This window comes from Crenalkalicoccus roseus, assembly GCF_004761865.1.
GTDB classification, from domain to species: Bacteria; Pseudomonadota; Alphaproteobacteria; order Acetobacterales; family Acetobacteraceae; genus Crenalkalicoccus; species Crenalkalicoccus roseus.
In genome coordinates this window covers 1-13,292 of record NZ_SJDM01000012.1, presented here as the reverse complement: position 1 = coordinate 13,292, position 13,292 = coordinate 1, and the positions used below count along the sequence as shown (strand labels likewise).

The 13,292-nt window shown below is 75.0% G+C and carries 15 protein-coding genes and 1 pseudogene; 9 read left to right on the top strand and 7 right to left on the bottom strand.

The features are described 5' to 3' along the window. Positions 1-2 precede the first annotated feature (2 nt). Positions 3-215 carry a sulfur carrier protein ThiS gene (gene thiS, locus ET526_RS22605; protein ID WP_135467700.1) on the bottom strand — a complete coding sequence of 71 codons (213 nt, stop codon included), beginning with the start codon at positions 213-215 and terminating at the stop codon, positions 3-5. A gap of 127 nt (positions 216-342) precedes the next feature. Here thiS and aroQ point away from each other — a divergent pair, with 127 nt between their 5' ends. From aroQ to accC, 3 genes are read left to right on the top strand one after another with little or no spacing between them, the layout of a single operon-like run. Further along, positions 343-798, top strand: coding sequence for a type II 3-dehydroquinate dehydratase (gene aroQ / locus ET526_RS10765; RefSeq protein WP_135467699.1), 456 nt, complete (start codon positions 343-345; stop codon positions 796-798). A gap of 22 nt (positions 799-820) precedes the next feature. Next, entirely contained in the window at positions 821-1,300 is a 480-nt protein-coding gene (accB, locus tag ET526_RS10760) for an acetyl-CoA carboxylase biotin carboxyl carrier protein (RefSeq protein WP_135467698.1), read from the top strand. 9 nt (positions 1,301-1,309) lie between these two features. Then, positions 1,310-2,659, top strand: a complete 1,350-nt coding sequence (gene accC / locus ET526_RS10755; protein ID WP_135467697.1) for an acetyl-CoA carboxylase biotin carboxylase subunit — start codon at positions 1,310-1,312, stop codon at positions 2,657-2,659. Between the two features lie 30 nt (positions 2,660-2,689). On the opposite strand, the gene ET526_RS10750 is transcribed toward accC, so the two are convergent. Together ET526_RS10750 and ET526_RS10745 are read right to left on the bottom strand one after the other, a co-directional pair. Then, positions 2,690-3,658 (bottom strand): tripartite tricarboxylate transporter substrate binding protein, encoded by a 969-nt coding sequence (locus tag ET526_RS10750; protein WP_135467696.1) that lies wholly within the window; start codon positions 3,656-3,658, stop codon positions 2,690-2,692. A gap of 74 nt (positions 3,659-3,732) precedes the next feature. Continuing rightward, the gene (locus ET526_RS10745; RefSeq protein ID WP_135467695.1) at positions 3,733-5,373 is read right to left on the bottom strand and encodes a long-chain-fatty-acid--CoA ligase; all 1,641 of its coding nucleotides are present in this window, start codon (positions 5,371-5,373) and stop codon (positions 3,733-3,735) included. 76 nt (positions 5,374-5,449) lie between these two features. Between ET526_RS10745 and aat the strand changes: the two genes are divergently transcribed. The 5 genes from aat to ET526_RS10720 all read left to right on the top strand — a co-directional run bounded on the left by aat (position 5,450) and on the right by ET526_RS10720 (position 9,764). After that, a complete protein-coding gene (aat, locus tag ET526_RS10740; protein WP_135467694.1) occupies positions 5,450-6,172 on the top strand; it encodes a leucyl/phenylalanyl-tRNA--protein transferase in 723 nt (240 codons plus the stop codon). Then, the gene (locus tag ET526_RS10735; protein ID WP_204623596.1) at positions 6,169-6,921 is read left to right on the top strand and encodes a TRM11 family methyltransferase; all 753 of its coding nucleotides are present in this window, start codon (positions 6,169-6,171) and stop codon (positions 6,919-6,921) included. Before aat ends, ET526_RS10735 begins: the two co-directional genes overlap by 4 nt. A gap of 60 nt (positions 6,922-6,981) precedes the next feature. Next, the gene (gene serA / locus ET526_RS10730; RefSeq protein WP_135467693.1) at positions 6,982-8,244 is read left to right on the top strand and encodes a phosphoglycerate dehydrogenase; all 1,263 of its coding nucleotides are present in this window, start codon (positions 6,982-6,984) and stop codon (positions 8,242-8,244) included. A gap of 50 nt (positions 8,245-8,294) precedes the next feature. After that, on the top strand, positions 8,295-9,014 hold the full coding sequence (locus ET526_RS10725; protein ID WP_240048357.1) for a CBS domain-containing protein: 720 nt from the start codon (positions 8,295-8,297) through the stop codon (positions 9,012-9,014). 141 nt (positions 9,015-9,155) lie between these two features. Next, complete coding sequence (locus ET526_RS10720) at positions 9,156-9,764, top strand: YidB family protein (RefSeq protein ID WP_135467692.1); 609 nt, start codon at positions 9,156-9,158, stop codon at positions 9,762-9,764. 49 nt (positions 9,765-9,813) lie between these two features. Here the strand turns inward: ET526_RS10720 and ET526_RS10715 are convergent, their stop codons facing one another. Beyond that, on the bottom strand, positions 9,814-10,242 hold the full coding sequence (locus tag ET526_RS10715; protein WP_240048356.1) for a septal ring lytic transglycosylase RlpA family protein: 429 nt from the start codon (positions 10,240-10,242) through the stop codon (positions 9,814-9,816). Between the two features lie 152 nt (positions 10,243-10,394). Here ET526_RS10715 and ET526_RS10710 point away from each other — a divergent pair, with 152 nt between their 5' ends. Continuing rightward, positions 10,395-11,414: an RluA family pseudouridine synthase gene (locus tag ET526_RS10710; protein ID WP_135467691.1), complete on the top strand. Its 1,020-nt coding sequence runs from the start codon at positions 10,395-10,397 to the stop codon at positions 11,412-11,414. 68 nt (positions 11,415-11,482) lie between these two features. Here the strand turns inward: ET526_RS10710 and ET526_RS10705 are convergent, their stop codons facing one another. From ET526_RS10705 to ET526_RS21725, 3 genes and pseudogenes are all read right to left on the bottom strand, one after another. Beyond that, positions 11,483-12,487 (bottom strand): Bug family tripartite tricarboxylate transporter substrate binding protein, encoded by a 1,005-nt coding sequence (locus ET526_RS10705; protein WP_135467690.1) that lies wholly within the window; start codon positions 12,485-12,487, stop codon positions 11,483-11,485. Between the two features lie 192 nt (positions 12,488-12,679). Beyond that, entirely contained in the window at positions 12,680-12,952 is a 273-nt protein-coding gene (locus tag ET526_RS10700; protein WP_135467689.1) for a hypothetical protein, read from the bottom strand. Between the two features lie 149 nt (positions 12,953-13,101). Then, a pseudogene (locus tag ET526_RS21725) lies at positions 13,102-13,292 on the bottom strand (hypothetical protein); the annotation flags it as partial.

The following is a 13,292-nucleotide window of genomic DNA, read 5'->3' as shown; positions in this document are numbered from 1 at the left end:
GCTCAGCCTCCGCCTATGAAGTGCACGATCTCCAGCTCGTCGCCCGCGGCGAGGGCGGTGGCGGCGTAGCGGGAGCGGGGAACGATCTCGAGATTGCGCTCGACCGCGATCTTGCGCGGATCGAGCCCGATCTCGGCCAGCAGGTCGGCCAGGGTGGCGGCGGCCCGGATCTCCCGCGCCTCGCCGTTCACCGTGATGCGGATCGTCGGTCCCATGGCGGGAATGTGGCGAGGTGCCGGGCCGCCGGCAAGGCGCCCCCGCCGCGCGCATGTCCGGGATGCTTGCGGCGCGGGCCGGCTCCGTGCTAGCGCCCCCGACCGCCTGGACGGACCCCGCGATCCCGTGACCCCGCCGCTGATCGCCGTGCTGAACGGCCCGAACCTGAACCTGCTTGGCCTGCGCGAGCCGGAGAGGTACGGCACCGCCACCCTCGACGACGTCGAGGCGCTGTGCGCCGAGGTGGCGGAGGAGCTGGGGCTGGCCATCGACTTCCGCCAGACCAACGGCGAGGGCGAGCTCGTCACCTGGGTGCAGGAATGCCGCGGCCGCGCCGCCGGCATCGTCATCAACCCCGCGGGCTACACCACGACCTCGGTGGCGCTGCTCGACGCGCTGCTGGCGGTGGAGCTGCCCGTCATCGAGGTCCACATCACCAACATCCACCGGCGCGAGGAATTCCGCCAGCACAGCTACGTCTCCCGCGCGGCGACGGGCGTGATCGCGGGCCTCGGCATCGAGGGCTACGCCCTCGCGCTCCGCGCCATGGCGCGGCTGGTGGCCGAGGAGGCGGCGGAGTGAGCGCCGCCCCGGAGAAGGACGCATGAGCAGCGGCATCCAGTTCGACCCGGAGGCGATCCGCGCCCTGGCGCAGATCCTTCGCGACACCGACCTGACCGAGATCGAGCTGGTGGAGAAGGACAGCCGCATCCGGGTGGCGCGCACCCCCGCACCCGTCGCCGCCGCGCTGCCGGCCGTGGCCGCCGCTCCGGTGCCGCCAGCGGCGGAGGCCGCGGCGCCGCCGGCGGCCCTCGCCCCGGCCGTGGCCGAGGCGGTGGACGCCAAGCATCCCGGGCTCGTCACCTCGCCCATGGTCGGCGTCGCCTATCTGGCGCCGGAGCCGGGGGCGGCGCCCTTCGTCACCGTCGGCAGCCGGGTGGAGCAGGGCCAGACGCTGCTGCTGATCGAGGCGATGAAGACCTTCAACCAGATCCGCAGCCCGCGCGCCGGCACCGTGACCCGCATCCTGATCGAGAACGGGGTGCCGGTGGAGTATGGCGAGCCGCTGATGGTCGTGGAGTAGCCTGGCGCGATGTTCGGCAAGGTGCTGATCGCCAACCGCGGCGAGATCGCGCTGCGCGTCCACCGCGCCTGCCAGGAGATGGGCATCCGCACGGTGGCGGTGCACTCCACCGCCGACGCGTCGGCGATGCATGTGCGCCTCGCCGACGAGAGCGTCTGCATCGGCCCCCCGCCGGCGCGCGACAGCTACCTCAACACCGCCGCCATCCTCTCGGCGGCCGCCATCACCGGGGCGGACGCGATCCATCCCGGCTACGGCTTCCTTTCCGAGAACGCCCGCTTCGCGGAGATGGTGGAGGCGCACGGCCTCGCCTTCATCGGCCCCTCGCCCGAGCACATCCGCATGATGGGCGACAAGGTGGCGGCGAAGGAGGCGATGCGCCGCCTCGGCGTGCCGCTGGTGCCGGGCAGCCCCGGCGCCCTCTCCTCCCTCGAGGAGGCGCGCGCCGTCGCGGCCGATGTCGGCTACCCGGTGCTGATCAAGGCCGCCGCCGGCGGCGGCGGGCGCGGCATGAAGGTGGCCCGCGGCGAGGCCGAGCTCGAGGAGGCGTACCGCGTCGCCCGCGCCGAGGCCAGGGCCGCCTTCGGCGACGACAGCGTCTATCTCGAGAAGTATCTCGACCGCCCGCGCCACATCGAGCTGCAGGTGCTGGCCGACACCCACGGCACCGTCGTGCATTTCGGCGAGCGCGACTGCTCGCTGCAGCGGCGCCACCAGAAGCTGGTGGAGGAGGCGGGCTCCCCCGCCCTCTCCGCCGCCGAACGCGACGCGCTCGGCGGGACGGTGACGCGGGCGCTGGCCGAGCTCGGCTACCGCAACGCCGGCACGCTGGAGTTCCTGTGGCAGGACGGGCGGTTCGCCTTCATCGAGATGAACACCCGCCTGCAGGTCGAGCACCCGGTGACCGAGATGGTCTGCGGCATAGACCTGGTGAAGGAGCAGATCCGCATCGCCGCCGGCGAGCGCCTCGGCTACCGGCAGTCCGACATCCGCTTCCACGGCCACGCCATCGAGTGCCGCATCACCGCCGAGGATCCGGAGACCTTCGCCCCCTGCCCGGGGCGCGTCACCACCTACCACGCGCCCGGGGGGCTCGGCGTGCGCGTCGACTCCGCGCTCTACAGCGGCTACGCGGTGCCGCCGCACTACGACAGCCTGGTCGCCAAGCTGGTGGTGCACGGCGCGACGCGCGCGGAGGCGATCGCCCGCCTGCGTCGCGCCCTCGACGAGATGGTGGTGGACGGCATCCGCACCACGCTGCCGCTGCACCGCGCCATCGTGGACGACCCGGAGTTCCGGCGCGGCGACTACACCATCCACTGGCTGGAGCGCTTCGTGGCGCGGCGGCGGGCGGAATAGCGCTGGCGAGAGGCCAGGGGCGCCGGGGGGTCAGCCCTGCAGGCGGATGTCGTTCTCCCGCACCACCCGCGCCCAGCGCTCCATCTCGCTCTCCATGAAGGGGCGGAAGTCGGCCGAGCCGGCGGCGAGCACGGTCATGCCCTGCGCCTCCACCTTCGCCCGCGTCTCCGGCTCGGCCAGGATGCGCGCCATCGTCTCCTCCATGCGCCGCCGGATCGGCTCCGGCACGCCCGAGGGAGCGAGCAGGCCCCACCAGGTCGGCGCCTCGAAATCGGTGAAGCCCTGCTCGTGGAAGCTCGGCACCTGCGGCAGGTCGCGCCAGCGCTCGCGGGTGGTGACGCCGAAACCCCTGAGGCCGCCGCTGCGCACATGCGGCCCGCCGACCGGGGCGTTGGTGACGAACAGCGGCACGTGGCCGGCCAGCGCGTCCGCCAGCGCCGGCGCCCCGCCGCGATAGGGCACGTGGGTGAGCTGCACGCCCGCCAGGTTGCAGAGCTGCACCATCGCCACGTGCATCATCGTGCCGATGCCGGCGGTGGCGTAGTTGATCTGGCCGGGCCGGCGCCGCGCGTCCTCCACCATCTCGCGGAAGCCGGCCCAGGGCACGGAGGGGTGCGCCGCGACCAGCAGCGGCCCGCGCCCGATCAGCGTCACCGGCGCGAAGTCGCGCCGCGTGTCGTAGGGAAGCTGCATCACGCTCGGCACGATGACGTGGCTGTCCACGATCAGCAGCCAGGTGTGGCCGTCCGGCGCGGCGCGCGCCGCCTCCGCCGCGCCGACCGTGCCCGTGGCGCCGGGGCGGTTCTCCACCACCACGCTCTGGCGCAGCAGCTCCTGCAGCCGCGGCTGGAAGATGCGCGCGAGGTTGTCCACCGAGCCGCCGGGCGGCCAGCCGACGACGAGGCGGATCGGCCGCGCGGGCCATGCCTCCTGCGCGCGGGCATGGGCGAGAAGCGCGGGCGCGGCCAGAAGCCCGCCCAGGATGGCGCGACGCTGCATGGTTGTCTCCTCCCGTCCGGCAGGGTGTCGTCCGTGCCGGTTGCGGGAAGGCTATCGGCCCCTTGCGCGGGGGGTCAATCGCCGCCCGCCGCCTCCCGCCGCAGCAGGTGGTCGCGCCACTGCTCGCGTAGCGCGGTCTTCTGCACCTTGCCGGTGGCGGTGTGCGGCAGCGCCTCCACCACCACGACATCGTCGGGCAGCCACCACTTCGCCACCTTGCCTTCCAGGAAGCGCAGCAGGTCCTCCCTGGAAGGCGCGCGGCCGGGCTTCGGCACCACCAGCAGCAGCGGCCGCTCGTCCCATTTCGGGTGGCGCGCCGCGATCGCCGCCGCCTCCGCGACGTCGGGGTGGGCGACGGCGAGGTTCTCGAGCTCGATCGAGGAGATCCACTCGCCGCCCGACTTGATCAGGTCCTTGGCGCGGTCGGCGATCTCGACCGTGCCGTGCGGGTCTATGGTGGCGATGTCGCCGGTGTCGAAGAACCCCTCCGCATCCAGCCAGCCCGCCTCGTCGCGGAAATAGCCGCGGGCGATGGCGGGGCCGCGCACCTTCAGCCTGCCGCGGGTCCTGCCGTCCCAGGGCAGGGGACGCCCGTCGTCGTCGGTGATCCTGATCTCGACGGTGAAGGGCGGGCAGCCCTGCTTGACCGAGAGGTCGAGCCAGCCCTCCTCGTCCGCGACGCCGTGCTCCGGCTTGGCGAGGGTCAGCGTGCCGAGCGGGGACATCTCGGTCATGCCCCAGCCGTGCAGCAGGCGCACGCCATGGCGCCGCCAGTAGCTCTCGGTCATGGCGCGCGGCACCGCCGAGCCGCCGATCATGACGCGCTTCAGGGTGGAGAGGCGCCCGCCCGTGGCCTCCAGGTGCTGGTGCAGCGTCATGAAGATGGTCGGCACCGCGGCGGCGAAGGTGACGCGCTCCGTCTCCATCATCTCGTGCAGGGAGGCGCCGTCGAGCCTCGCGCCGGGCAGCACCAGGGCCGCGCCCACCATCGGGCAGACGAAGGGCAGGCCCCAGGCGCTGGCGTGGAACATCGGCGCCACCGGCATCACGCGGTCGTTCACGCCGAGTGCCAGGCCGTTCGGCTGCGCCATCACCAGCGCGTGGATCACGGCGGAGCGGTGCGAGTAGAGCACGCCCTTCGGGTTGCCCGTGGTGCCGGAGGTGTAGCAGAGGCCGCTCGCCGCGCGCTCGTCCAGCGCCGCCCATTCCGTGTCGCCGTCGCAGCCGGCGATCCATTCCTCGTAGGGGATGGCGTTGCGCAGGCTGGTGCCGGGCATGTGCGCCGCGTCGGTCAGCAGCACGTAGCGCTCGACCGTGGGCAGCCTGGGCGCGAGCTGCTCGAGCAGCGGCACGAAGTTCAGGTCCGCCAGCAGCATCCGGTCCTCGGCGTGGTTGGCGATCCAGGCGATCTGCTCGGGGAAGAGGCGCGGGTTGATGGTGTGGTAGACGGCGCCGATGCCGGTGATGCCGAACCAGGCCTCCAGGTGCCGCCAGGTGCTCCAGGCGAGGGTGCCGATGCGGTCCCCTTCCCGCATCCCGTCCCGGCGCAGCGCCTGGGCCACGCGCAGGGCGCGGTGGCGGAGCTCGGCGTAGCCGGTGCGGTGGATCGGCCCCTCGACGGAGCGCGTCACCACCTCCCGCCGCGGGTGGTGGATCGCGGCATGGTCGATGATGCGGTGCAGCAGCAGCGGCCAGTCCTGCATGATGCCGAACATGCGACCCTCCCCGGCCCCGGCCCGGCCGGCGCCCGCAGCGAAGCGTGGCACCCGCCGCGCGGCGGCCGCAACAGGAATGCCGCCGCTCGCCACCCGCCGGGCGCCACGCCATAATGAGGGCGTGAGTCGCCGCCAGATCGACATCACGCCCGAGCTGATGCTGCGGGCCTACCGGGCCGGTCTGTTCCCGATGGCCGAGAGCCGCCGGGGCGACAGGCTCTACTGGCTCGACCCGGAGCGGCGCGGCATCATCCCCCTCGACGCCGGCTTCCACCTGCCGCGGCGGCTGGCGCGCACCGTGCTCTCCGGCCCCTACCGCGTCACCGCGGATGCCGACTTCGCCGGCGTCATCGCCGGCTGCGCCGCGCCGGCGCCGGGGCGGGAGGACACCTGGATCAACCCGGAGATCGAGCTGCTCTTCCTCTCCCTCCACCGCCAGGGACACGCCCATTCGGTGGAAGTCTGGCAGGAGGGCGTGCTGGTCGGCGGCCTCTACGGTGTCGTGCTCGGCGCCGCCTTCTTCGGGGAGAGCATGTTCAGCCGCGCCCGCGACGCCTCCAAGGTGGCGCTGGTGCACCTGGTGGCGCGGCTGCGCCTCGGCGGCTTCACCCTGCTCGACGCCCAGTTCCTGACCGAGCACCTGGCGCAGTTCGGCGCCCGCGAGATCCCGCGCGCCGACTACAAGCGCCGCCTCGCCGCCGCCGTCTCGGCCGAGGCACGCTGGCAGGCCGCGCCCGACCCCGAGCGGCTGCGTGCGGAGATCCGCGCGCTGCGCGGCGCCTCTGGGCCGGAGCGGTGAGCGGGGCCGAGGCGGAGCCCGCACCGCCGCCCCTCCGCCGCCGCACCCAGTCCGGCCGCGCCACCGCGGATGTGGTGCATTCCGCCATGGTCGGCGGCAACGCCGAACTGTTCCCGCGCATCCTCGCCCTGCATGTGCCGGAGGGGGCGGTGGTGGCCGACGTCACCTACGGCCAGGGCGTGTTCTGGCGGAAGGTCCCGCCCGGGCGCTACCGCCTGCTGCCGAGCGACCTCGCCACCGGCACCGACTGCCGCGCCCTGCCCTATGCCGATGCCAGCCTGGATGCGGTGGTGCTCGACCCCCCCTACCTGGAAGGGCTGCTGCGCGGCCGGGCGGAGACCCGCGGCGGCCAGGGCAGCCATGGCGCGCTGCGCCGCTTCTACGCCAGCGGGCAGGAGGCGCCGGGCCAGGGCCGCTGGCACCAAGCGGTGCTCGACCTCTACCTGGAGGCGGCGGCAGAGGCGCGGCGGGTGCTGCGCGACCATGGCATCCTCATCGTCAAGTGCCAGGACGAGGTCAGCGCCAACCGCCAGGAGCTGACCCATGTGCAGATCGTCACGGGCCTCGCCGCGCTCGGCTTCTACGCCCGCGACCTGTTCGTGCTGGTCCGCCCGAACCGCCCCGGCGTGGCGCGCCTGCTGCGGCAGGTGCACGCGCGGAAGAACCACAGCTACTTCCTGGTGTTCCAGAAGGTGCCGGAGGGGGTGCCGCTCGCCCGCTACCGCACGCGGGACCTGCCGCCGCGCTGACCGCCTTGCCGGCCGCGCCCCGGCGCGCCATGCAGCGCCCGTCGCGCCGGAGGAGCCGCCATGTCCGACCGCCTCTCGCTGCCGAAGGACCGCATCCGCATCCTGCTGCTGGAGGGCATCGCCGAGAGCGCCGTGGCGCGCCTCGGCGCCGCCGGCTACAGCAACGTCACCCGCCTGCCGCGGGCGCTCGACGGCGCGGCGCTGGCCGAGGCCCTGGCGGGGGTGCACCTGCTCGGCATCCGCTCCCGCACCCAGCTCACGGCGGAGGCGCTGGAGGCGGCGGACCGGCTGATCGCCGTCGGCTGCTTCTGCATCGGCACCAACCAGGTGGCGCTCGACGCGGCGCGGCTGCGCGGCATCCCGGTGTTCAACGCCCCCTTCAGCAACACCCGCAGCGTCGCCGAGCTGGTGATCGGCGAGATCGTCATGCTGCTGCGCGGCATCCTCCCGCGCTCCGTCTCCGCCCATCAGGGCGGGTGGGACAAGTCCGCCGCCGGCAGCTTCGAGGTGCGCGGCCGCACCCTCGGCATCGTCGGCTACGGCAACATCGGCAGCCAGCTCTCGGTGCTGGCCGAGGCGCTCGGGATGCGGGTGATCTACTACGACCACACCGCCAAGCTGCCGCACGGCAACGCCCAGCCCCGCGCCACGCTCGGCGAGCTGCTAGCGGAGGCCGACATCGTCACCCTGCACGTGCCGGAGACGCCGGAGACCACCGGCATGATCGGCGCGCGCGAGATCGCCGCCATGAAGCCGGGCGCCATCCTCATCAACAACGCCCGCGGCGGCGTGGTGGACCTCGAGGCGCTGGCGGCGGCGCTGCGCCGGGGACACCTCGCGGGGGCCGCGGTGGACGTGTTCCCCGAGGAGCCGAGCCGCAACGGGGAGCGCTTCGTCACCCCGCTGCAGGGCATCCCGAACGTCATCCTCACGCCGCATATCGGCGGCAGCACCGAGGAGGCGCAGCTCCGCATCGGCGAGGAGGTGGCGCGCAAGCTCGTGGAGTACAGCGACACCGGCGCCACCATGGGGGCGGTGAACTTCCCGCAGGTGCAGCTTCCCGCCCGCCCCTACGGCGCGCGCTGGATGCACGTGCACCGCGACGCGCCGGGCATGATCACCCGCATCAACGAGGCCTTCGCCCGGCGCGGGCTGAACATCGCGGCGCAGTACCTGCAGACCATGGGCGAGGTCGGCTACGTGGTGGTGGACAGCGCCGCGCCGACCGAGGAGGCGCCGGCCATCCTCGCCGAGCTGCGCGCCCTGCCCGGCACGGTGCGCGCCCGCCTGATCTACGACCGCGGCCAGCCGGGCGGGGCTTGACCCGGATCAGGGCGCGCGCCCCTCTGGCGGGGCAGAAGGAGGGTGGCGCCATGCCGGCCAAGGGAGATGCCATGCGGGCCAGGGAGCTGATGTCGCGCGACCTCGTCGTCGTGCCGCCGGAGACGCCGGTTCCCGCCGTGGCGGAGCTGCTGGCCGCGCGCGGCATCTCCGCCGTGCCGGTGGTGGACGAGGGCGGGCGGCCGCTCGGCATCGTCACCGAGGGCGACCTGATCCGCCGTCTGGCCGAGGCGCCGCGCGGCCCGCTCGGCTGGTTCCTCGACCTGTTCCGCGACCCGACGCCGATGATCCGCCGCTACGCCAAGGCGCACGGCGCCACGGCGCGGGACGTGATGACGAAGGAGCTGGTCTGCGTGGAGGAGGACACGCCGGCCGAGCGCATCGCGGCGCTGATGGAGCGGCACAACATCCGCCGCGTCCCGGTGCTGCGCGAGGGGCGTCTGGCCGGCATGGTCAGCCGCGCCGACCTGCTGCGCGCCCTGCTGCGCCGCGAGGCCGCCCCCTCCGCCCCGGCGCCGGCCGAGGACCGCGAGATCCTGCGCGCCGTCATCGCGGCGATGCGCGAGCAGCCCTGGACCGACACCTTCTGGGTCTATCCGGACGTCTCCGACGGGGTGGTCACCCTCTACGGCTATGCCCGCTCCGACGACATGCGGGAGGGGCTGCGGCTGCTGGCGCAGCGCGTCCCGGGTGTGAAGCGGGTGGAGGACCGGATGCAGAGGATGCCCCTGATCCTGCGGGCCCTGGCCTGACGCCGGGCCTTGCGGACCGCGGCCGATCAAGCGGCCTTGGGCGCCGGCGCGCGCCTCCGCGGGCCCGGCCTTCGCCGCGCGGGCGGGCAACGCCGGCGCGCCCCTGGCGTTGGCGTCGCGGCCCTTCCCGGAGACCGCGCCATGAGCGACCTGTTCTCGCAATTCGCCAACACCCCGCTCGGAGCCATGCTGCAGCGGCTCACGGGCGGCCAGGCGGGGCCCGAGGGCCTGCAGGCCCTGATCGAGCGGCTGCGCGCCGGAGGGCTCGGCCGGCAGGTGGAGTCCTGGATCTCCACCGACCCCAACGAGCCGGTGGCGCCGGAGGAGCTCGGCCGCGCCCTCGGCGAGCAGGAGACGGAGCAGGCGGCGCGGCAGGGCGGCATGGAGCGGGGCGCGCTGCTCGGCCTTCTCGCCGCCTTCCTGCCGCGGCTCGTGGACATGCTGACGCCGCAGGGGCGGCTGCCGCAGCCCGGGGAGGCACCCGCCGCGCCGCAGGGTGGCCTTGCCGGCCTGCTTGGCGGGCTGCTCGGCGGCGGCGGGGCGGGCGGCCTCGCCGGCGGGCTCGGCGCACTGCTCGGCCAGGGTGGTGGCGCGGCGGGCGGGCTTGGCGCGCTGCTCGGCGGCGCCGGAGGGGAGGCCGCGCGCCAGCCCGGCCTCGGCGGCAGCCTGTCGGACAGCCCGGGCCGGATCGGGCCGGCGCCGGCACCGGAGGGGGAGGCCCCCGCTTCCGACCCGGCGCGGCGGGGCTGACGCGCCCCGGCCGGGGGCGGCCTCACGCTCCCGGCCCGCCGCGATCCGCTCAGCGCCGCGCCGACTGGGTCTGGCCGTCCTGCCCGGGTACCGAGAGCGGCGTCACCGTCACCGGCACCACGCCCTCCTGCTTCATGTCGAGCTGGCGCGCCACGCGCGGGCTGACGTCGATGATGCGCCCGCGCACGAAGGGGCCGCGATCCTCCACCACCACGATCGCCGAGCGCCCGTTCTTCAGGTTCGTCACCCGCGCCACCGTGCCGAGGGGGAGGTGCTTGTGCGCGGCGGAGTTGGAATCCGGGTGGAAGCGCTTGCCGTTCGCCATCTTCCGCCCGTGGAATTTCGGGCCGTAGTAGGAGGCCTCGCCGCGCTGGACGCGCGGCGTCTGCCCCGCCTCCGCCCCGGCCACGGGCATTCCGGCCTTGACGAGGCCGAACGCCAGGGCGGCCGCCCCGGCGGCCAGCATCATCCTTCGCATGCCGTATGTCCCCTGTGCTTCAGCGTGTGCAGGGCAAAGCGCGCGGGGCCGCGCCCGGTTCGCCGCCCGGGGGTGTGCCACCCGCGGCGGCGGGCGGCAAATCCCCCGCCGCCGCGTTCCGTCCGGGACGGTCCGGGGCTAATCCCTCGGCCATGACCGTCCGGCACCGCACCGTGGCGGCGGAGGAGGCGGAGATGCGCCTCGACCGCTGGTTCCGCCGCCACTTCCCCCGCCTCACCCAGGGCGCACTGCAGAAGATGCTGCGCACCGGCCAGATCCGCGTGGACGGCAGGCGCGCCGAGGCGGCGACGCGTCTCGCTCCCGGCCAGGAGGTGCGCATCCCGCCCCTGCCCGAAGGGCCGGCGCCGGAGCGCCCCGCCCGCCCCCCGGTCTCCGAACAGGATGCGCGGGCGCTGGAACGGCTGGTGATCCACCGTGACGACAGCGTGATCGCGCTCGACAAGCCGCACGGGATGCCGGTGCAGGGCGGCCCGGGCATCACCCGCAGCCTGGACGCGCTGCTGGACGCGCTGCGCTTCGGCCATGCGGAGCGGCCGCGCCTGGTGCACCGGCTGGACCGCGACACCTCCGGCGTCCTCCTGCTCGCCCGCACGCCGGCCGCCGCCGCCGCCCTCGCCCGCGCCTTCCGCGGCCGGGACGTGGAGAAGACCTACTGGGCCGTGGTGGTGGGCGAGCCGACGCCGCGCGAGGGCCGCATCGACATCGCGCTGGCGAGGCTGGGCGGCCCGCACGGCGAGCGGACCCAGGCGGTGGACGACCCGAAGCAGGGCGCGCACGCCATCACCGACTTCCGCACCCTCGATGCCGCCAGGCGCCGCGCCGCCTGGCTGGAGCTGAAGCCGCTGACCGGCCGCACCCACCAGCTCCGCGTCCACTGCGCGGAGGGGCTGGGCTGCCCCATCCTCGGCGACGGCAAGTATGGCGGCGCGGCGGCGCATCTCGAGGGGCTGCCCGGCGCGCTGCACCTCCATGCCCGCGCGCTGCGCCTGCCGCACCCGGAGGGCGGGATGCTGGAGGTGGCGGCGCCGCTCCCTCCCCATATGAGGGAGACCTTCGCCTTCTTCGGCTTCACAGCGCCGCGCACCCCCCCGCCGCGCCGCCTGCCGGGGCCGGCGCGGCGCCGAGCGGATCGCGGCGGGCCGGGAGCGTGACCCCGCCCCGCGCATGACGGGCCGGGGCCGTCATCGCGCGGAGGGGCGGGCGGAAGCCGCGCCGGCGCCTATTCGATGCGCGCCCCGCTGTCGCGCGCCGCCTGCGCCCAGATGGGCGCGTCGCGGCGAAGCTGGGCGGCGAACTCCTCCGGGCCGAGGCCGGTCGGCACCAGCCCCATCACCCGCAGCCGCTCCCGCCCCTCCGGCGTGCGGATCACCCCGAGCACGGCCTCGGCGAAGCGGCGCACGATCTCGGGCGGGGTGCCGGCGCGCATCACCAGGCCGTTGAAGCCGAGCAGTTCCAGCCCGCCGCCATAGCCGAGCTCCCTGAAGGTCGGCACCTCGGGCAGCGTCTCCAGCCGCTCCGGACCGGTGACGGCGAGCGGCCGCAGCCGCCCGTCGCGGATGTGCGGCACGCTCACCGCCTCGTCGTTGATGGAGAGGAAGGCGTGGCCGGCCAGCACGTCCTGCACCGCAGGCGCGCTGCCGCGATAGGGGATGTGCGTCATCTGCACCCCTGCCTGCCGCTCCAGCATCGCGCCGTAGAGGTGGCTCGCCGAGCCGATGCCGAAGCTGGCGTAGGAGAGCTCGCCCGGCCGGCGCCTGGCCAGGGCGATCAGCTCCTCGAGCGTGTTCAGCCCGCGGTCCGGCCGCACCGTCAGCACCAGCGCGGCGGTGCCGAACTGCACGACCGGCGTGAAGTCCCGGAACGGGTCGTAGCCCGGGTTGGGGTGGATCACCGGGTTGATCAGCATGATCGAGGCGTTGACGTAGAGCACCGTGTAGCCGTCGGCCGGGGCCTGCACCGCGGCCTGGGTGCCGATCATGCCCTGCGCGCCGGCGCGGTTCTCCACGATCATCGGCTGCGGCAGCACGCCGCGCAGCCGCTCCGCCAGCCACCGGCCGACGATGTCGGTCTGACCGCCCGGCGGGTAGGGCGCGATCAGGCGGATCGGCCGCTCGGGCCAGGCGGCGGCGCGGTCGGCCTGGGCCGCGGCGTGGCGCGGCAGGGCGGCGAGGCCGAGCAGGGCGAGCGGCAGGCCGAGCCGCGCCCGGCGGGCGGTGAAGGTCATGGACATCCTCCCGGTTCCGTTCTTGCGGGGCAGGATGCCCGATGCGCCGCCGGGCGGGAACCAGAGACCGCCGCCGCCGCCGCGGATCAGGGGCCGGGGCGGATCCCGGCCGGAGAGACGGCGGAAGCGTGAACCCGCTCCCCGGGCAAGGAGCCAGAGCCGTTCCGCGAGCACGGTTGGGTGGAAACAGCCCTAGCCGTCCTCGCCATCCGTCACCGTGGCGGCCGGGCCGCCGCGCTCCGCCGTCACGGGGCCGGCCAACCGTGGTGCGGTGCCGGCGAGGGCCACGTGGCCGTCTTCCGCCACGCGCCAGCCTTCCCGGCGCAGACCATCCAGCAGCGTCTCGTGATGGTCGGTGCCGTGCCGCGCGCGGACCATGCCGGCCGCGTCGGTGAGCACCGTGCCGGCATCGTCCGTGCGCAGGGTCAGCGCCTCTCCCTCGCGTTCGAGCCTGGTCCTGCGCATCGCCGCCTCCCGGGGCCGCTCCCGCCCGGCGGTGCCGGCGGCAGCGGCGCCATCGTCCTCGTTCCGGGGCGGAGCCACCTCCGTCGGCGATCCGCCCCGGCGAAGGGCGAACGCCCCGCCAGGGCGGGCGTTGCGGCGGGATGCCCGCCTCAGCGCCCCCGCATCAGGAAGGCCGGCGGGCTGTCGCGGAAATCGCCGTCGCGCCAGGAGCGGTCCTTGCGCCCTTCGACGCGCGCCGGCGCTGCCCGCCGCCGTGACGCCTCGCCGCCATGGGGCTGCGGCCGCGCCGCCTGCGGCCGCGGCGCCGGAGCCTGGGCGGCGCCACGGCGCGGCGGGCCGC

Coding starts and splice junctions, on each gene's coding strand:
- thiS (WP_135467700.1), bottom strand. CDS start 215: ATGGGACCGACGATCCGCATCACGGTGAACGGCGAGGCGCGGGAGATC.
- accB (WP_135467698.1), top strand. CDS start 821: ATGAGCAGCGGCATCCAGTTCGACCCGGAGGCGATCCGCGCCCTGGCG.
- accC (WP_135467697.1), top strand. CDS start 1,310: ATGTTCGGCAAGGTGCTGATCGCCAACCGCGGCGAGATCGCGCTGCGC.
- ET526_RS10750 (WP_135467696.1), bottom strand. CDS start 3,658: ATGCAGCGTCGCGCCATCCTGGGCGGGCTTCTGGCCGCGCCCGCGCTT.
- ET526_RS10745 (WP_135467695.1), bottom strand. CDS start 5,373: ATGTTCGGCATCATGCAGGACTGGCCGCTGCTGCTGCACCGCATCATC.
- aat (WP_135467694.1), top strand. CDS start 5,450: ATGCCGCCGCTCGCCACCCGCCGGGCGCCACGCCATAATGAGGGCGTG.
- serA (WP_135467693.1), top strand. CDS start 6,982: ATGTCCGACCGCCTCTCGCTGCCGAAGGACCGCATCCGCATCCTGCTG.
- ET526_RS10725 (WP_240048357.1), top strand. CDS start 8,295: ATGCCGGCCAAGGGAGATGCCATGCGGGCCAGGGAGCTGATGTCGCGC.
- ET526_RS10720 (WP_135467692.1), top strand. CDS start 9,156: ATGAGCGACCTGTTCTCGCAATTCGCCAACACCCCGCTCGGAGCCATG.
- ET526_RS10715 (WP_240048356.1), bottom strand. CDS start 10,242: ATGCGAAGGATGATGCTGGCCGCCGGGGCGGCCGCCCTGGCGTTCGGC.
- ET526_RS10710 (WP_135467691.1), top strand. CDS start 10,395: ATGACCGTCCGGCACCGCACCGTGGCGGCGGAGGAGGCGGAGATGCGC.
- ET526_RS10705 (WP_135467690.1), bottom strand. CDS start 12,487: ATGACCTTCACCGCCCGCCGGGCGCGGCTCGGCCTGCCGCTCGCCCTG.
- ET526_RS10700 (WP_135467689.1), bottom strand. CDS start 12,952: ATGCGCAGGACCAGGCTCGAACGCGAGGGAGAGGCGCTGACCCTGCGC.